Source organism: Chelatococcus sp. CO-6 (assembly GCF_001271345.1).
GTDB lineage: Bacteria > Pseudomonadota > Alphaproteobacteria > Rhizobiales > Beijerinckiaceae > Chelatococcus_A > Chelatococcus_A caeni.
Genome location: NZ_CP012398.1, coordinates 1,820,956 through 1,838,164, shown reverse-complemented (window position 1 = coordinate 1,838,164; position 17,209 = coordinate 1,820,956). Strand labels below are relative to the sequence as shown.

Genomic DNA, 17,209 nt, shown 5'->3' with positions numbered 1-17,209 from the left:
ACAGGCCCTCCCGCGCTGGAGGCGTTCCGGAGAGACGTCGTGAAGACTTCGCGCATCCTCGTCCTCATCGGGCTCGTCGCCGCCGGCGGGGCCGGCGTGTGGTCCTTCATGCGCCCGACAAGCGTCGAGCTCGTGGCCCCGCGGCGGGGAGACGCTGCCGAGATCGTCTATGCGACCGGCGTCGTCGAGCCGCGCACCTGGGCCAAGGTCACGCCGCTCATCCGCGAGCACATCGTCGAGCTGTGCAACTGCGAGGGTCAGGATGTGGAGGAAGGCACCGTGCTCGCCCGCCTCGACAGCCGCCAGGCCGATGCGACGCTGGCCGAATTGCGGGCCCGCGAGCGCCTGGCCGCAGCGGAACACGAGCGCCTGTCGGTGCTCATCGAGCGCAATGCGGCGAGCCAGCAGGCGCTCGACCGGGCGCGCAGCGAGGTCAACCAGGCGGAAGCACTCATCTCCGGCCACAAGGCGCGGCTCGAGAACTACGTGCTGCGCGCACCGATGTCCGGGGTGGTGCTGCGGCAGGACGGCGAGGTGGGCGAGATCGCCGAGCCCGGCACCGTGCTGTTCTGGGTCGGCAAGCCCAAGCCCCTGCAGGTCGTCGCGGACGTGAACGAGGAGGATATCCCGCGCATCGCGGCGGGCCAGCGCGTCCTTCTCCAGGCCGACGCCTTCCCCGGCCGGCAGCTCGAGGCGAGCGTCGACCGGATCACGCCCAAGGGCGACCCGGTCGCCAAAACCTATCGCGTCTACCTCGCCCTGCCGGACGACACGCCGCTGATGATCGGCATGACGGTCGAGATCAACATCGTCATCCGCGTGGCGGACAACGCCCTGCTGGTGCCCGCCGAGGCGATCCGCGAGAATGCGGTCTTCACCGTCGCGGATGGCGTGGCGCGCCGCCATCCCGTCGAGACCGGCATTCGCGGCCCGCGCGAGGTGGAGATCCTGTCCGGCCTCGACGACGATCAGCGCATCATCTCGCCGGTGCCCGAGACGCTCGCCGACGGCGCGAAGGTCAGGCCGGCGGAGCGGTGAAGAGGTGAACCATGCGCCTCCTCCTCGAACTCGCCATCACGCATATCCTCGGGCGCGGGCGGCAGACGGTCGTCGCCATCGCGGGTGTCGCGCTCGGCGTCGGCTTCTCCATCGCCATGGCCTCGCTGATGCAGGGCGGCGAGGACGACTTCATGGCGCAGCTGGTCGACACCATGCCGCACGTGCAGATCACCGACGAGCGCCGCACCGCGCGCCGCCAGCCGGCTGAGGACGTCTTCGCGCTCGCCGCCATCGCCGGCCTGAGGCCGAAGGAAGACCGGCGCGGCATCCTCAACCCGGCCGAGGTCGGCGCCATGCTGCGCGCCTTCGTGCCCGGCCGCATCTCGATGAGCCTCAGGACGCAGGGCGTCGTGCGCTATGCCGGGCGCGACGTCGGCATCAGCATCATCGGCATCGACCCCGAGGAGGAGGCGGCCGTCTCCTCCGTCGCGGGTGACTTCCTCGAAGGCAGCTTCGCCTCGCTCGCCGGCGGCGGCAACAACATCATCGTCGGCGACCGGCTGGCAGAGCGGCTCGGCGCCCGGCTCGGCACCACCGTCACGGTCGTCTCGTCGACGGGCCAGTCGCGGGGCTTCAAGATCGTCGGCCTGTTCCATACCGGCACGACCGCCCGCGACGAGGGCGAGGGCTACGTGCTGCTCAAGAATGCGCAGATCCTGAGCGAGCGGCCCAACGCCATCAACGACATCCGCATCAAGCTCGACGACCCGGCCGCCGCACCGGCCGTCGCCCGGCGCGCGGAGGCGCAGACCGGCTACAAGACCGTGCCCTGGCAGGAGGCGAACGAATCCCTGCTCGAGGCGCTCGTGATCCGCAACGTCATCATGTACACGGTGGTCGGCGCCATCATGCTCGTCGCCGGCTTCGGCATCTTCAACATCATCTCGACCATCACCCACGAGAAGGCGCGCGACATCGCCATCCTGAAGTCGCTCGGCTTCACGCAAGGGGACATGCGCCGCCTGTTCCTCGTCGAGGGTCTCGCGCTCGGACTCGGCGGCTCCGCCCTCGGCTGGGTCATGGGCTTTTCCCTGTGCTACGCCATGTCGCTCGTCCACTTCGAATTGTCGGGCGCGGCGGTGGGGCGCGAGATGACCCGCCTGCCGCTCGCCTGGAGCATCTGGCACTACGTCATCGCCGCGGGCTTCGCCCTCGCCTCGGCGGCCGTCGCAGGCTACCTGCCGGCGCGCCAGGCGGCGCGGCTCAACCCGGTCGACATCATCCGGGGGGCGTCATGAGCCCGCTCATCGAAGCCCGCGGGCTGACCCGCATCCTGCCCGCTACCGTGCCGGTCACCCTCGTGCGCGACGTGTCGCTGACCATCGGCGAGCGCGAATTCATCGCCATCACCGGCCCCTCGGGCTCCGGCAAGTCCTCCCTGCTCTACCTGCTCGGGCTGCTCGACGAGCCGACGGAGGGGAGGCTCAGCCTCGCCGGGCACGACACATCCGGCCTCGACGACGAGGCACGGGCGAAGCTGCGGCTCGCCACCATCGGCTTCGTCTTTCAGTTTCACTTCCTGCTGCCGGAGTTCACGGCGCGCGAGAATGTCGAGATCCCCATGCGCAAGCTCGGCCGGCTCTCGCCCGGCGAGATGCGAAAGCGCGCGGCCGAGCTCCTCGCGGCGATCGGCCTTGCCGATCATCTCGACAAGCGGCCGGACCAGCTCTCCGGCGGGCAGCGCCAGCGCGTCGCGGTGGCGCGGGCGCTCGCCAACGACCCGCCGCTCGTGCTCGCCGACGAGCCGACCGGCAGCCTCGATTCGAAGAGCTCCGAGCAGGTCTTCCTCATCCTCGACGACCTCGTGCGCCAGCGCGGCAAGACCGTCGTCGCCGTCACCCACGACCTGGACATCGCGGGTCGCGTCGACCGGCGCATCCATCTCGTCGACGGCAAGGTGGTGAGCGACGAGCGCAACGACGCGAAAGAGGCGGAACCCGCTACGCCAGACGCTCGATGAGCGCCATCGCGGCCGCCGGATTGGCCACTTTGTGGCCGCTGATGACATAAAGGTACACGTCCCGCCCCTGCGGCGCCGCGACATGGCGGGTGACGGTCTCGAGGTCGTCCGGCGCCCCGCCCGCCGCCCAGGCGCGGGTGCGCTCCGCCCAGGCATCGAGCGCGGCGGGCGCGTAGCCGAGGTCCTCGCCCTCGCTGGTGCCCATGATGCGGGCGTAGACGAAGGGCGCCGTCACGTCGGCGATCTGCGGATATTTGCTGTCCCCCGCAACGACGAGCGCAACCTCGTGCTCGCGCAGGAGGGCCATGAAATCCGGCGAGCGGAAGCTGTCGTGGCGCACCTCCACCACATGGCGCAGGGCGAGCCCGTCGACGGATTTCGGCAACAGCGCCAGGAAAGCGGCGAAGTCGTCCGGGTCGAACTTCTTCGTCGGGGCGAACTGCCAGTTGATGGGGCCGAGCTTCTCCCTGAGTTCGGCAAGGCCGCCCGTGACGAAGCGCTCGATCGATTCGCCCGCCTCGGCCAGCACGCGCCGGTTGGTGGCGAAGCGTGGCCCCTTGAGGGCGAAGACGAAGCCCTCCGGCGTCTCCTCGCGCCATCTGGCGAAGCTCTCGGGCTTCTGCGAGCCGTAGAACGTGCCGTTGATCTCGATGGAGGTGAGCTTGCGGCTCGCATATTCGAGCTCGCGCTTCTGGGCGAGGCCCTCGGGATAGAAGGTCCCGCGCCAGGGCTCGTAGGTCCAGCCGCCGATGCCGATGCGAATGCCGGGCGCTGCGTCTTGCGGCACGTCTCGTCTCCCTGTTCGTTGCAGACCGGGCGGCTCCTGCCACGGCCGCAGGCCCGCGGCCACCCGTTTCGCGCGACGATAACACCGCCGGCGCTTCCCTGCAGCCGGCGGGCACGTTATATACGTCGGAATATAACGCCTGCCCCAGGACCCGGATCGGCAGTCGCCGTCCGCACGGAGCCCTCCGCCGATGAAGACGAAGCCAGCGGTCCTTGCCCTTTTTCTCGCGGCCGTGCTCGGCGGCCCGGCGCTTGCCGGCGAGGTCCATGTCGCCGTCGCCGCCAATTTCACGGAGCCCGCGAAGGAGATCGCCGCCGCCTTCAAGGAGAAGACCGGGCACGACGCCGTCTTGAGCTTCGGCGCGACGGGCCAGCTCTATACGCAGATCACCCAGGACGCGCCCTTTGGCGTCTTCCTCTCCGCCGATGCCGAGCGGCCGCAGCAGGCGGTCGCCGAGGGCCTGGCGGAGAAGGACAGCCGCTTCACCTATGCCGTCGGTCGCCTGGTGCTGTGGAGCAGGGACGCCGGCCGGACAGCCGGCGAGGAGGCCCTGCGCGCGGGCGATTTCTCCAGGCTCGCCATCGCCAATCCGAAGACCGCCCCCTACGGCGCGGCCGCCGTCGAGACCCTGACGGCGCTCGGCGTCCTCACGGCGGTCGAGCCCAAGCTGGTGCAGGGCAACAACATTGCCCAGACGTTCCAGTTCGTCGACACCGGCAATGCCGAGTTCGGCTTCGTCGCCGCCGCACAGCTCGTCGGCCGGGAGGGCGGCTCGCGCTGGCTGGTGCCCGAGCACATGCACCAGCCGATCCGGCAGGATGCCGTGCTGCTGAAGAAGGCGGCCGGCAACGAGGCCGCCGAGGCCTTCATCACCTTCCTCAAGGGGCCCGAGGCGCGCCGCATCATCGAACGCTACGGCTACGGCACCGGCGGCGGCGCGAGCTGAACGGGCCATGTCCGAGGAGATCTGGACGGCCGTCCGCCTCACGCTCCAGCTGGCGGCCGTCACCACCCTCGTGCTCCTCGTCATCGGCACGCCGCTCGCCTGGTGGCTGGCGCGGTCGCGGCGCTGGTGGGCCGAGGTGGTCGCGGCCATCGTCGCCTTGCCCATCGTGCTGCCGCCGACGGTGCTCGGCTTCTACCTGCTCGTGGCGCTCGGCCCCTCCGGGCCGGGCGGCCTCGTCGCCGGCCTGTGGGGCGCGCGCACGCTCGCCTTCACCTTCGAGGGGCTCGTCATCGGCTCGGTCGTCTATTCCATGCCCTTCGTGGTGCAGCCTATCCGCAACGCCTTCGCGGCGATGGGCGAGCGGCCGCTCGAGGTCGCGGCGACGCTGCGCGCCTCGCCCGCCCGCGCCTTCTGGACCGTGGCGGTGCCGCTCGCCCGCCCCGGCTTCCTCACCGGGGCGGTGCTCGGCTTTGCCCATACGGTCGGCGAATTCGGCGTCGTGCTCATGATCGGCGGCAATATTCCGGGCGAGACCAAGGTGCTGTCGGTCGCCATCTACGACTATGTGGAGGCACTGCAGTGGCGCGAGGCCAACATGCTGGCCGCCGGCATGGTCGCCTTCGCCTTCCTCGTCATCCTGGCGGTGACGCTGATCGACCGGCGGGTGGGGCGGGTGCGCGAATGACGGCGCCGACGATCGAGGTCGCGCTCGCCGGGCGCCGCGGCGGCTTTGCACTCGAAGCCTCCTTCACGGCTCCCGGGCAGGGCGTCACCGCCGTCTTCGGCCCGTCCGGCTGCGGCAAGACGACGGTGCTGCGCTGCATCGCCGGGCTGGAGCGCCTCGCGGGCACCTGCCGCGTCACCGGCGAGACCTGGCAGGACGAAACCACCTTCCGCCCGCCGCACCGGCGGCCCGTCGGCTACGTGTTCCAGGAAGCGAGCCTCTTCGCGCATCTGTCGGTGAAGGGAAACCTGCTCTACGGCGTACGCGGACGCGTGCCGGCCGACGCGGCGGTGAGGTTCGACGACGTCGTCGAGCTGCTCGGCCTGTCGCCGCTCCTCAGTCGGGCGCCGCACAACCTGTCCGGGGGTGAGCGCCAGCGCGTCGCCATCGGACGGGCGCTCCTGTCGCAGCCGCGGCTCCTCCTCATGGACGAGCCGCTGTCGGCCCTCGACCGGGACACCAAGGACGAGATCCTGCCCTTTCTGGAGCGGCTGCACCTGTCCCTCTCCCTGCCCGTCCTCTACGTCACCCACGACATGCGCGAGGTCGAGCGGCTCGCCGATCATCTCGTGCTGATGCGCGCCGGGCGCGTCATCGCCGCCGGGCCGCTCGCCGCCCTGCAGAGCGACCCTGCCCTGCCGCTCGTCACGGCGCGCGATGCCGCTGTCGGTCTCGATGCGGTCGTGACCCACCTCGACGCCGCCTATGGCCTTGCGACGCTCGCGGTGGACGGCGGCGTCTTCATCGTGCCGGCCGGGGCCGGCACGGCGGTCGGCGAGCGCCGGCGGTTGCGCATCGCGGCGGGCGACGTCAGCCTCGCCCGCGAGCCGCCCGGCCCGAGCACCATCCTCAACGTGCTCGAGGCGCGCATCCAGGCCGTGGAGGCCGGCGACAACGAAGTCACGGCCGTGCTCGGCCTCGGGCACGACGGCGCCGGGGCGCGCATCCTCGCCCGCATCACGCGCCGCTCCTTCGAGCGGCTCGAACTGAGCGAGGGCATGGCGGTGCACACCCAGATCAAGAGCGTGGCGCTGGCACCCGGGGTGCGGCGCTGAGCGCGGCGGCGGTCGCCTCGTCGGCGGGGAAGAAGGCCTCGATCGCGAGCTCCGCGAGGGTGATGTCGACGGGCGTGCCGAAGACTGTCGTGGTCGAGAAGAAGGACAACGGGCCGCCAGGCGTCGCGAGGCGCAGCGGCACGAGGACGCCGCCGAAATCGCTGCCGTCCGCGCCTCCCTCGGGCGCCGGAAAGGCCTTCAGCTCCTCCATCAGCGTCATGAGGGCGGGATCGGCCGTCACCTCGATCTGGTGGCGCAGCCGATCGAGGAGATGGGCCCGCCATTCGGCGAGATTGAGGATGTGCGGCGCGAGCCCCGCCGGATGCAGGCTGAGGCGCAGCACGTTGACGGGCGGCTCCTTCAGCGCCTCGTCGGCGACGAGCGCCATGAGCGGCGGCACCGCCGCATTGGCGGCCACGATGGTCCAGTGCCGGTCGAGCGCGAGCGCCGGAAAGGGCGCATGGCCTTCGAGCACGAGGTCGATGGCCCGGCGGGCCGGCGCGAGCGCCGGATCGTCGAGGCGCCGCTCGGGATAGACGGGCGCATAGCCGGCGGACAGGAGCATCAGGTTGCGCTCGCGCAGGGGCACGTCGAGGCGCTCGGCGAGCCGCAGGATCATCGTCCGGCTCGGCACCGAGCGGCCGCTCTCGATGAAGCTCAGGTGCTTCTGCGAGATCTCGACGTCGAGCGCGAAGGCGAGCTGGCTGAGCCGGCGGTGCTGCCGCCACTCGCGGATGTGGTCGCCGACCGTGCGGGCGGTGGTGGTGAAGGGCTTGGTCATGGCCCGACGATAACGCCCCGGCGCCGCTTGCCAATTACCTGCCGCTTAATTGGCGCGCCGCCGAATAAGCGAAATCCTCCTCAGCGTTCGACAACACGACGCCACGGAGAAACCCCATGACCACCAAGCGCCCCCTGTCCTTCCTGCGCCTTGCGCTTCTCGGCGATGCGGCGGCGAGCGCCGCGACCGGCCTCGCGATGGCCGGCGGGGCCGGCCTCCTCGACGGGCTCCTCGGCCTGCCGGAGCCGCTCCTGCGCTATGCCGGGCTGTTCCTCGTGCCCTACGGGCTCTGCGTCGCCTTCGTCGGCACGCGTGAGCGCATCACCCGCGGCGCCGTGCTCGCCATCATCGCGATCAACGTCCTGTGGGTCATCGAGAGCCTTGCCATCCTCGTCGGCGGTTGGGTGGCGCCAACGGCGCTGGGCATCGCCTTCGTGCTCTTCCAGGCCGCGGTCGTCGGCGGCTTCGCAGTGGCCCAATGGCTCGGCCTGCGCCGCGACGCCCGCCTGTCGCCCGCCTGAACATCACGCCCCATCCGAGGAGAAGAACATGACGACCTTTGCCGTCGCCCACCTGCGCTCCGTCACCATGGGCCCCGCCATCGTCGAATATCTCGAAAGGATCGATGCGACGCTCGCCCCCTTCGGCGGCCGCTTCGTTCTGCACGGCGAGCCGGTGGAGCCGCTCGAAGGCGTGCTCGAGGGTGACCTCGTCATCATCGCCTTTCCAGACCGGGAGAGCGCCCGCGCGTGGTACCGCTCGCCGGCCTACCAGGCCATCCTGCCGCTGCGCACGGAGAATGCGGACAGCGTCGCCTTCCTCGTCGACACGGTCGGCGACGAGCATCGCGCCACCGACATCCTCAGGTGACGACGATCCCGAAATGCCGGCGCAGCGCCTCCTCGCCCTTGCGCGTGACGGCGACGGCGCGGCTGCCCTCGATGCGGCGGATCCAGCCCTCGGCGAGGCAATGGCTGCACAGCGCCGCGCCGACGGCACCGGCCAGATGCGGGCGGCGCTCGCTCCAGTCGAGGCAGGGGCGGCAGAGAATGCGGGCGCGGCGCCCGGCCGTCCGGTCCGCGAGATCGATGCCGAGGCTCGCGAGCAGGTCGACGCCGCTCGGCATCAGGGTGGCGGCCTCGGGCTCGATCTCGGCGTGCCCGGCCTCGACCAGCGCGTCGGCAAGGGCGACGCCGAGCCGGCCGGCGAGATGATCGTAACAGGTGCGGGCGCGGCGCAGCGCCGCGTCACGTGGCCCGACGGTCAGCCTGTGGACCGGGACGGCCCGCGATGCGGCGACCTGCATGATGCCCTCCATCATCTGCGCGACAGCGCGCGAGGCGAGGCGATGATAGCGGTGGCGGCCCTGCTTTTCGACGGCGACGAGGCCGGCCTCGGCCATGCGGGCGAGATGGCCGCTCGCCGTCTGCGGCGTCACACCGCCGGCCCGTGCCAGTTCCCCAGCCGTCAGCGCCCGCCCGTCCATCAGCGCATGGAGCATCGCCGCCCGCGCGGGTTCGCCCGCAAGCGTCGCAATCTCGGCAAAGGCCGCCGTCGAAACCATCTGCGGTCTCCCTTCCTGCCGCACCAGCCTGCCACGTCCGGCCGCATCATGCTTCGGAGACGACCGTAACATCGGTGCCCCCGCGCTGCCCATGGTGCCGCTCCATCGCCCTTGCACCATCGTGCCGTGAGCCGGGAGACGCCGCTTGCCCCCTCGATCCGCGCCCTTCTTCGGCCGGCGTGTCGTCGCCGCCGCCTTTGTCCTCGCCATGTTCGGCTGGGGCATCGGCTTCTACGGGCCCTCGGCGCTGCTTCACGCGGTTCGCGAGACGCGCGGCTGGTCGATCGCCCTCGTCTCGGGGGCCGTGACGGTGCACTTCCTCTTCGGCGCCGTCGTCGTCGCCAACCTGCCGCGCCTCTACGACCGCTTCGGTGTTCCCACCGTCACCAAGGCCGGCGCGGCGGCGCTGGCGCTCGGCATCCTCGGATGGGCGCTGGCGCAGACACCGCTCCAGCTCGTTGCAGCGGCGCTCGTCAGCGGCGCCGGCTGGGTGGCGATGGGCGCGGCAGCCGTCAACGCCATCATCGCGCCGTGGTTCGTGGCCAAGCGCCCGGCTGCGCTCTCCATGGCCTACAATGGCGCGAGCATCGGCGGCGGCGTGTTCTCACCCCTCCTGACCGCCGCCATCGCGCGGATCGGCTTTGCACCGGTCGCCGTCCTCATCGCCGTGACCATGGTGGCCGTCGTCTGGCTGCTCGCCGACAGCGTGTTCTCCCGCACGCCGGAGGCAATGGGGCAGGCGCCGGATGGCGTCGAGCAGACGGCTCCTCGAGCGGACCGGCGAGCCGCACCCGCCATACACCTTGTCCGGCTGCGGAACGACCGGCGCTTTGCGAGCCTGACGGCGGCGATGGCCCTGTCGCTCTTCGCCCAGGCGGGGCTGATCGCCCATCTCGTCTCGCTCATGGTGATGCGCATGAGCGCCGATGCGGCCGGGCTCATGATGGCGCTCGCCACCGCATCGGCGATCGCCGGGCGCACGCTCGTCGGCTGGCTGATGCCGCCCGGCGCCGACCGCAGGCTCGTCGCCTCCGCCAGCCTCGCCGTGCAGATCGCAGGGGCCCTCGTCCTTGCGGGTGGCGACGGCACCGCCGCCGTCTTGACGGGTGTGGTGCTCTTCGGCCTCGGGATCGGCAATGCCACATCCCTGCCCCCGCTCATCGCGCAGGTCGAGTTCGGCGCCGACGCGCAGCGGGCCGTCGCCCTCATCGTCGCCATCAGCCAGGCGACCTATGCCTTCGCGCCGCTCGCCTTCGGCCTCGTGCGCACACTCACCGACGCTTCGGGTGTCTTTCTCGCCGCAGCCGCGATCGAGGCTCTCGCGGCGGCGGCCCTCATGCTCGGCCGCGGCGCCCGCCGGCCCGAAGGCGCCGCTCGCGCCAGCAAACCCTGACCGCTGCATCAATCGTAACCACCCCAGACAGGAGCCCCGCCATGACCGTCACCGTCTCCATCCGCTACTGGATCGATCCCTACAAGCGCGATGCCTTCGAGGCCTATGCCCGCAACTGGCTCGACATCATTCCCGCCTGCGGCGGCGATCTCGTCGGCTATTTTCTGCCGCACGAGGGCATCAACAACATCGCGTGGGGCCTCATCTCCTTCGAGAGCCTGGCCGCCTACGAGGTCTCTCGGGCACGGCTCAGGGCCGATGCCGGCGGCGCGGCGAACTTCCGCATGGCCGAGGAGGGGCGGTTCATCCACGCGGAGGAGCGCACCTTCCTGCGACCCGTCACGGCCGGGCCGTGATTGCCACGCCGCCCGAGCCCCTGCGCCGGAAACCCTGCCCGAAGGGCGTCGCACATACTTGCCAGTCAATCTGGAATCTGTAACATGTTAGCTCGTTCGCCTCTTGGGCCACCGGCCCGCTCTCTCGACCGAGGATCTTCGTCTTGTCCGCCACGCGCGACCGTTTCGGCCTGTCCGCCGCCATGACCCTGCCGTTCCATGCGGACGGCGCCATCGACCTGCCGCGCCTTGCGGCCCACGCCCAGTGGTGCCTCGCCAACGGCTGCAGCAGCGTCACGGCCTTCGGCACCACCGGCGAGGGCCCCTCCGTCGGGCTCGCCGGCCGGCAGCAGATCATCGGCGCATTGCTCGGTGCCGGCGTCCCCGGGGACAGGATCGTCGGCGGGCTCGCCGCCACCTCGCTCCACGAGGCGCTCGACCAGGCGCGGCTTGCCCTCGACGCCGGCTGCAAGGCCCTGCTCGTGCCGCCGCCCTTCTACTTCAAGGGCGTGAGCGACGACGGGCTCTTCGCCTGGTTCGCCTCCTTCTTCGGCAAGCTCGGCGCCGCGGCGCGCGACGTGATCCTCTACAACATCCCCTCGGTCACCGCGGTGCCCCTGTCGGTGGCGCTGATCGGCCGGCTGAAGGCGGCCTTTCCGGGCGTCGTCATGGGCGTCAAGGATTCCTCCGGCGACTGGGCCTATACCGAGGCGCTCCTCGCCGCGCACAAGGACCTCGTCATCCTCATCGGCGACGAGCGCTACCTCGCCCAGGGCGTGGCGCTCGGCGGCCAGGGCGCGATCTCGGGCCTCGCCAACGTCTGCCCGGACAAGCTCGCCCGGCTGATCGACAAGGCCGAGCCGAACGAGGGCATCAACCAGCTCGTCGAACTGGTGCTCCGATATCCGGTCACGCCGGCGGTGAAGGCGCTCGTCGCCCACCGTACCGGCGATGCGGCCTGGCTCAACGTGCGCCCGCCGCTGGTGCCGATCGCGGCCGGCGATGCGGCCATCATCGGCGCCGGCCACGACGCCATCTTCAACCGGAAGGCGGCCTGACGCCCGGGCCGGCGAGCGCGACGACCGGCCCGCCGGCCGCCTCGGCATCCTCGGCATCATGCGTGACGAGGAGGGCCGGCAGGCCGCGCTCGCGCGCATGGGCGAAGACGAAGGCGCGGACATCCGCGCGCAACGCGGCGTCGAGCTTGCCGAAGGGCTCGTCGAGCAACAGGGCGCGCGGCTTGGCCAGCAAGGTGCGCAGGAGGCTGACCCGCGCCTTCTGCCCGCCCGACAGCGTCGCGGGATCCCGATCCTCGAAGCCGGCAAGCCCGGCCTGTTCCAGGGCCTCCGAAACCCTCGCCCGCCGCTCGGCCCTGTTGCGCCAGCGCCCGCGCGGCAGGCCGAACAAGAGGTTGCCGGCGACGCTCAGATGCGGGAAGAGCACCGGGTCCTGGAACAGGATGCCGACATGCCGCGCCTCGGCCGGCAGCGTGTCGATCCGCTCGTGCCCGATCATCACCCTCCCCTCGGCCGCGAAGGCGCGCCTGTCGATGAAACCCGCGACATAGGCGAGCAGGGTCGACTTGCCGATGCCGCTCGGCCCCATCACCGTCGCGACGATGCCGGGCGGGACGGTGAGATCGAGGCGATCGACCAGGTGCCGCCCATCGCGCGAGGCGATGGAGACACCCTCGAGCACAAGCGCCCCGGCGGCCGCGGGATCGCCGCTCATGCCATGCCCCTGAAGCGGCGGAAGGCGAGGAACGGCACGGCGAGCGCGAGACCGTAGGCCGCGAGCGGCAGGGCCGTCTGCAGCACGGCGACGAGGCCGAGGATGCGCCGGTCGCCGCCGGAGGAGAGCGTGACGGCCTCGGTCGTCAGGGTCGCGACGCGGCCGGCACCGGCAAAGAGCGTCGGCAGGTATTGCGCGATCGAGACCGCGAAGCCGACGGCCGCGGCGACGAGGATGGGCCGGGCGAGCAGCGGCAGCTTCACCACGAGAAAGACCCGCCAGCGGCCGGCCCCCATGGCCGCCGCGGTCATGGCATAGCGCGGATCGAGCGCACGGTAGGCATCGGCCAGCGACAGGAAGACGAAGGGCAGCACGAAGACGAGATGCGCCCAGACCACGGCGGCGGGCGTGCCGTCGAGGCCGGCGTGGATGAGCAGCACCTGCACCCCGAAGAGGAAGGCGATCTGCGGCACGATGAGCGGCAGATAGATCAGCCACAGCACCGCCGCTCCCGGATGCAGCCCGTGGCGCTGCTCGTTCTCGAGGCAGGCCAGCGTCAGGACGAGGGCGATGGCGACGGCGGCAAGACCGATGCCGGCGCTGGTGCCGGCGAGCGCGGCGGCCCCGCCGGCCTCGTCCCGCCAGAGCGCGAGCTGCCAATGGTCCGGCAGGGCGGCGGGAAAGCGCCATGAACCGGCAAAAGACCAGATGAGCATCGCAAGGAGCGACAGGAGCCCGAGCACGATCAGGAGGCCGGCGAGGGCTCCTGCGACCTCGGCCGCCGTGCCCGGAACGCGCGAGCGCGAGCCGCGGGCGAGCCACCGGCGGTGGAGGGCGGCGATGGGTCGTTCGAATGCGAGCCACAGGAGGATGGCGATGACGACGAGGAGGAACTGCAGCGTCGCGGCCGCGGCCGCCGGATAATAGAGGGCGAGGTCGTAGCCCTGGAACCAGCGCGTGGCGAGGACGGCGAGCGGCGGCGGGTTGCCTGGCCCGACGATGATGGCGACGTCGACGACCGACATGGAGAAGGCGAGGACAGCGAAGACCGGCAGGCGCACCTGCCTGTAGAGCCGTGGAAAGACCACCATCGCCCAGGCCGTCGCCGGGCCGCGGCCGAGCGCGCGCGCGGCCGCGGTCAGCCGCTCGACCGGCACCGTGGCCGAGGCGGCGAAGAGCATCAGGGCGAGATAGGGCACCTCCTTGAGGAGGAGGGCGGCGACGAGGCTGGCGCCAAGCGGATCGCCGACCGTCACGAGACCGGCCGGCGGTACCTGCCAGCCCGTCGCCCAGGGCGAGAGGAGGCGCACCAACCAGCCGCTCGGCATGGCGAGGAAGGCGAAGCCGAGCGCCACGCCGCTCGGCGGGCTGGCAAGGAGCGGCACGATGAGGCGCCGGAGCCGCGCCATGCCGGGCCGGTGCGCCGCGGCGGCAAAGAGGCCGGCGGCGAGAATCAGGGCCAGAAGCGTCGTCGCGAGCCCCGTCCCGACGGTCAGCGCGAGCGCCGTGGCGAAGCCGGGAGCGGCGAAGAGCATGCGCCAGCCGTCGAGTGAGAAGTCCGTGCCGCCGAGGGCCGGCAGGAAGCCGAAGGCCGGCAGCAGCGTGAAGGCGAGCCCCAGCACGACCGGCCCGGCGAGAACGGCGAGCGTGGCGGCCGGGGCAAGGCGCAGCAGCATCGCCGGCTCAGCGCGTATAGCGCCGCTCCCACTCCGCGACGAGGCGCGTCATCCAGCTCGGATGCGGCTCGGGAAGCGGGGTGCCGAGCTCGGCATTGGTCGGCAGGCCGACCGCATCGGGAGGCGGCGCGAAGCGGGCGCGCTCGCCATCGGAGAGGCCGGCGAGGTCGAGGACGGTGACGGCACCGATGGCGGCCGGATCCTGCGCCCGCGCCTGCACCTCGGGCGACATCAGGAGGTCCGCGACCACCATCGCCGCCGCCTTGTGCGCGGCATTGAAGGGAATGGCGACGAAGCTCGTGTTGCCGATGGTGCCGCCGTCGAGCACGTAGACGCGCGCCGTTTCCGGCAAGCTGCCCTTCCTGATGCCGACGGCGGCATCGGCCGGGTTGAAGGAGATTGCGAGGGCGATCTCGCCGTCTGCGAGCATCGCGAGCTGCGCCGTGCCGGTTACCGGAAAATCCTGGCCGCCGCGCCACAGGTGCGGGCGCAGCGCGTCGTACCAGGCCCAGAGCGGCGCCGTGACCGTGGCAAAGGTCGCTTCGCTCGCCGGCTGCTGCAGCACGGCGGGATCGGCGGCAAGCTCGACGAGCGCCTGCTTGAGGAAGGTGGCGCCCAGGAAATCGCGCGGATGGGGATGCGTCAGCCGGCCGGGGTGGGCCTTCGCCCAGTCGAGGAAGGCGGGGACCGTCTTCGGCAGTGTCGCAAGCGGCGTGCGGGCCGAATCGTAGAGGAAGACCACCTGCGCCAGCCGCCAGGGCGCGGCATAGCCTTCGACAGGGATGGTGAAATCCGTGAGGTTCGAGGGCTTCGTCCTGTCGACATGGCGCCAGTTGGGCAGCTTCTCCGCGAAGGGGCCGAAGAGCAGGCTCTTCTCCTTCATTGACAGGAAATTGGGGCCGTTGATCCAGATGAGGTCGACGCTGCCACCCTTATCGCGGCCCGCCGCCTTCTCCGTCACGACGCGGGTCACGGCCTCGGCAGTGTCGGCGAGCTTCACGTGCCGGATGCTGATGCCGTAGCGCTCCCTGGCGAGATCGCCGACCCAGGCGATGAAGGCGTTGGTCTGCGGATCGCCCGCCCAGGCATTGAAGTGCACGGTCTCGCCGTGCGCGGCCGCCACGGTCTCCTGCCAGTCGCGCTCGCCCTCGGCAACGGCGGGCGGGGACAGGAGGGCGGCCATGGCGGAAAAACCCGCCGCCACGGCAAGAGCGATCAAGCGATTCATGCGGACAATCCCCCCGGCGCCGGGTCACAGCCTCTACTGCCTTCTTAGACGAGATCGAACCGCTTTGCCGCCCCCCGTCGTCCCACCGCCGGGCACTTGGCTGGCAATCGTCGTTCAATTTGCGTTGAAGCAGCCGCTGACATCGTGCCGACTCCCGGCCGGCCGGTTTTGACTTGTCGCAAGGCAGCGGCCTGCCGAGCCGGCTAGTGATCGAGACGGGGGTGGCCAGCCAACGCATGGATCACCGGTGGACACGCAAGTCGAGATCGATTTTGACGGCATCGCGTCGAGCCGCGCGATCCTCGCCGCCATCCTGCGGGAGATCGACCATCTGCAGCAGGCGATCGGCCGTCTCGCCAGCTGCCGGATCGTGGTGCGGACGTCGGAAGCGGGCGGCTACTATGGCCTGACGCTGCAACTCGCCTTCCCGGGGGGCGCGGACGTGATCTTCGAAATGCCGGTCGTCCCCGACCCGCGCTATGCGGATCCGCAATTCGCCGTCAGCGAGACCTTCCGCCATGCCCTTGCGCAGCTGCGGACGCCTTCGTCGCCCTAGGGCCCTATTGCTTCAGGACACCCGCCGCAGCTTCTCGTAGCGGCGCACGGCGCGCTCGCGCTTCAGGCGCGACAGGCGGCCGATCCAGAACAGGCCGTCGAGCTGGTCGATTTCGTGCTGCAGGCACACGGCGAGAAGGCCGTCGGCCTCCTCGACCTTTTCCCCGCCGTCGAGCGTCCGGAAGCGTACGCGCACACGCGCCGGCCGTTCCACCTCCTCGCTCACGCCGGGCATCGAGACGCTGCCCTCGGCGTGGCGCGCCGTCTCGGCCGAAGCCCACTCGACGAGCGGATTGACATAGAAGCGCGGCCCCTCGCCGCCCGGCAGATCGATGACGACGAGGCGCAGGAGAACCCCGACGTGCGGCGCCGTGATGCCGATGCCCGGCGCGGCCCGCATCGTATCGAGGAGATCCTGCGCCAGTTGGTGCAGCGCCTCGTCGAACACGGCAACGGGCGCGGCGGCCTGGCGCAGGCGTGGATCCGGAAGCATCACGATCGGTCTTGCCGTCACATCGCATCTCCTGCGGCTCGCCGCCAATGGGCCGGGATCCGGCTTGCCATGCGAAAGCGCGAAAGTCATCCGCCGCGCCGCAGCGCCCGCATCAGCGCTGAACGCCGATCCAGACGGCAGCGGCGGTATAAATAAAAACAGACGTGTCTGTACAAACAGGATTGACGGTTTCTTTTAAGCGATTCATTCTTGTGGCCAAAAGGGGGCAGCATGAGCCAGCGCCGACAGCGACGGACCCAGCAGGAGCGCAGCGCCGACACGGTGGCGCGCCTGCTCGAGGCGACCATCGACCTCCTGCACGACCGTGGGCTCTACCGCATGTCGACGACCGACATCGCCGAGCGCGCCGGGGTCTCGCGCGGGGCGCTGACGCATCATTTCAGCTCCAAGGAAGAGATCATCGTCGCCGCGGTGGCGCACATGCTGCGTCAGAGCACGGCCTCCCTGCACGAGATGGCGGCGGACATCCGCCGCTCCGGCGGCTCGACGGACGAGATCGTCGACTTCCTCTGGCAGATGATGAACGACCGCCTGTTCTACGTGACGATGGAATACCTGCCGGAGGCCCGCCACAACGGAGACTTCCGCGAGGCCATCGTTCCGGTCGTCAAGGAGTTCCATGCCGGGCTCAACGCCGTCTGGGCCGAGCTCGCCGGCCAGGCGGGCGTCGACGTCGACCATGCGCTCGTCCTCATGAACGCCTCGATGTGCCTCATCCGCGGCATGATCGCCCAGACCCCGGTCAAGGACGACCCGGCCTATTTCCGGGAACTGCTCGCCTTCTGGAAGCAGCAGGTCAAGCGCGAGTTCCGCCCCGGAGACGAGGCGGCCCAGGCCACGGAAGGCGTCGCCGCGGCCGCGCCAGCGCGCACGGGGACCGCCCGAAAGAGTTGAGGATCAG

General features: G+C 70.9%; 20 protein-coding genes. 13 read left to right on the top strand and 7 right to left on the bottom strand.

Features of this window, described 5'->3' with window-relative positions; all coding sequences use genetic code 11:
- Positions 1-39 precede the first annotated feature (39 nt).
- The 3 genes from AL346_RS08660 to AL346_RS08650 are packed head-to-tail and all read left to right on the top strand — an operon-like array spanning position 40 to position 3,019.
- Positions 40-1,038, top strand: coding sequence for an efflux RND transporter periplasmic adaptor subunit (locus AL346_RS08660; RefSeq protein ID WP_019402490.1), 999 nt, complete (start codon positions 40-42; stop codon positions 1,036-1,038).
- Positions 1,039-1,049: 11 nt separating this feature from the next.
- A complete protein-coding gene (locus AL346_RS08655; RefSeq protein WP_019402491.1) occupies positions 1,050-2,297 on the top strand; it encodes an ABC transporter permease in 1,248 nt (415 codons plus the stop codon).
- A complete protein-coding gene (locus tag AL346_RS08650) occupies positions 2,294-3,019 on the top strand; it encodes an ABC transporter ATP-binding protein (RefSeq protein ID WP_019402492.1) in 726 nt (241 codons plus the stop codon). The genes AL346_RS08655 and AL346_RS08650 overlap by 4 nt, the downstream gene beginning before the upstream one ends.
- Here the strand turns inward: AL346_RS08650 and AL346_RS08645 are convergent.
- Positions 3,000-3,806, bottom strand: coding sequence for a DUF72 domain-containing protein (locus AL346_RS08645; RefSeq protein ID WP_019402493.1), 807 nt, complete (start codon positions 3,804-3,806; stop codon positions 3,000-3,002). The genes AL346_RS08650 and AL346_RS08645 overlap by 20 nt on opposite strands.
- Positions 3,807-3,996: 190 nt before the next feature.
- Here AL346_RS08645 and modA point away from each other — a divergent pair, with 190 nt between their 5' ends.
- Genes modA through modC form a run of 3 tightly spaced genes read left to right on the top strand, consistent with a single transcriptional unit; the run spans position 3,997 to position 6,531 of the window.
- Positions 3,997-4,752, top strand: coding sequence for a molybdate ABC transporter substrate-binding protein (gene modA, locus AL346_RS08640; RefSeq protein WP_019402494.1), 756 nt, complete (start codon positions 3,997-3,999; stop codon positions 4,750-4,752).
- Between the two features lie 7 nt (positions 4,753-4,759).
- Positions 4,760-5,437: a molybdate ABC transporter permease subunit gene (gene modB / locus AL346_RS08635; RefSeq protein WP_019402495.1), complete on the top strand. Its 678-nt coding sequence runs from the start codon at positions 4,760-4,762 to the stop codon at positions 5,435-5,437.
- The gene (modC, locus tag AL346_RS08630; RefSeq protein ID WP_019402496.1) at positions 5,434-6,531 is read left to right on the top strand and encodes a molybdenum ABC transporter ATP-binding protein; all 1,098 of its coding nucleotides are present in this window, start codon (positions 5,434-5,436) and stop codon (positions 6,529-6,531) included. Before modB ends, modC begins: the two co-directional genes overlap by 4 nt.
- Here the strand turns inward: modC and AL346_RS08625 are convergent.
- Positions 6,494-7,312 carry a helix-turn-helix domain-containing protein gene (locus tag AL346_RS08625; protein WP_019402497.1) on the bottom strand — a complete coding sequence of 273 codons (819 nt, stop codon included), beginning with the start codon at positions 7,310-7,312 and terminating at the stop codon, positions 6,494-6,496. The genes modC and AL346_RS08625 overlap by 38 nt on opposite strands.
- A gap of 116 nt (positions 7,313-7,428) precedes the next feature.
- Here AL346_RS08625 and AL346_RS08620 point away from each other — a divergent pair, with 116 nt between their 5' ends.
- Together AL346_RS08620 and AL346_RS08615 are read left to right on the top strand one after the other, a co-directional pair.
- Entirely contained in the window at positions 7,429-7,833 is a 405-nt protein-coding gene (locus AL346_RS08620; RefSeq protein ID WP_019402498.1) for a hypothetical protein, read from the top strand.
- Positions 7,834-7,861: 28 nt separating this feature from the next.
- Complete coding sequence (locus AL346_RS08615) at positions 7,862-8,182, top strand: DUF1330 domain-containing protein (RefSeq protein WP_019402499.1); 321 nt, start codon at positions 7,862-7,864, stop codon at positions 8,180-8,182.
- Here the strand turns inward: AL346_RS08615 and AL346_RS08610 are convergent.
- Positions 8,175-8,876 carry a helix-turn-helix transcriptional regulator gene (locus tag AL346_RS08610; RefSeq protein ID WP_019402500.1) on the bottom strand — a complete coding sequence of 234 codons (702 nt, stop codon included), beginning with the start codon at positions 8,874-8,876 and terminating at the stop codon, positions 8,175-8,177. The genes AL346_RS08615 and AL346_RS08610 overlap by 8 nt on opposite strands.
- Positions 8,877-9,021: 145 nt before the next feature.
- On the opposite strand from AL346_RS08610, the gene AL346_RS08605 reads away from it, so the two are divergent.
- From AL346_RS08605 to AL346_RS08595, 3 genes are all read left to right on the top strand, one after another.
- The gene (locus AL346_RS08605) at positions 9,022-10,269 is read left to right on the top strand and encodes an MFS transporter (protein ID WP_019402501.1); all 1,248 of its coding nucleotides are present in this window, start codon (positions 9,022-9,024) and stop codon (positions 10,267-10,269) included.
- A 41-nt stretch (positions 10,270-10,310) separates the two neighbouring features.
- Positions 10,311-10,625 (top strand): NIPSNAP family protein, encoded by a 315-nt coding sequence (locus AL346_RS08600; RefSeq protein WP_019402502.1) that lies wholly within the window; start codon positions 10,311-10,313, stop codon positions 10,623-10,625.
- 143 nt (positions 10,626-10,768) lie between these two features.
- Positions 10,769-11,662, top strand: a complete 894-nt coding sequence (locus tag AL346_RS08595; RefSeq protein ID WP_019402503.1) for a dihydrodipicolinate synthase family protein — start codon at positions 10,769-10,771, stop codon at positions 11,660-11,662.
- On the opposite strand, the gene AL346_RS08590 is transcribed toward AL346_RS08595, so the two are convergent.
- From AL346_RS08590 to AL346_RS08580, 3 genes are read right to left on the bottom strand one after another with little or no spacing between them, the layout of a single operon-like run.
- Positions 11,643-12,335 (bottom strand): ATP-binding cassette domain-containing protein, encoded by a 693-nt coding sequence (locus tag AL346_RS08590; protein ID WP_019402504.1) that lies wholly within the window; start codon positions 12,333-12,335, stop codon positions 11,643-11,645. The two genes, AL346_RS08595 and AL346_RS08590, sit on opposite strands and share 20 nt — an antisense overlap.
- A complete protein-coding gene (locus AL346_RS08585; protein WP_019402505.1) occupies positions 12,332-14,011 on the bottom strand; it encodes an ABC transporter permease in 1,680 nt (559 codons plus the stop codon). The genes AL346_RS08590 and AL346_RS08585 overlap by 4 nt, the downstream gene beginning before the upstream one ends.
- 7 nt (positions 14,012-14,018) lie before the next feature.
- Complete coding sequence (locus tag AL346_RS08580) at positions 14,019-15,239, bottom strand: ABC transporter substrate-binding protein (RefSeq protein ID WP_019402506.1); 1,221 nt, start codon at positions 15,237-15,239, stop codon at positions 14,019-14,021.
- Between the two features lie 247 nt (positions 15,240-15,486).
- On the opposite strand from AL346_RS08580, the gene AL346_RS08575 reads away from it, so the two are divergent.
- Positions 15,487-15,795, top strand: coding sequence for a hypothetical protein (locus tag AL346_RS08575; RefSeq protein ID WP_019402507.1), 309 nt, complete (start codon positions 15,487-15,489; stop codon positions 15,793-15,795).
- 12 nt (positions 15,796-15,807) lie between these two features.
- Here the strand turns inward: AL346_RS08575 and AL346_RS08570 are convergent, their stop codons facing one another.
- A complete protein-coding gene (locus AL346_RS08570) occupies positions 15,808-16,308 on the bottom strand; it encodes a peptide deformylase (RefSeq protein WP_026015186.1) in 501 nt (166 codons plus the stop codon).
- 210 nt (positions 16,309-16,518) lie between these two features.
- Between AL346_RS08570 and AL346_RS08565 the strand changes: the two genes are divergently transcribed.
- Positions 16,519-17,202, top strand: coding sequence for a TetR/AcrR family transcriptional regulator (locus AL346_RS08565; protein WP_050996624.1), 684 nt, complete (start codon positions 16,519-16,521; stop codon positions 17,200-17,202).
- Positions 17,203-17,209 lie beyond the last annotated feature (7 nt).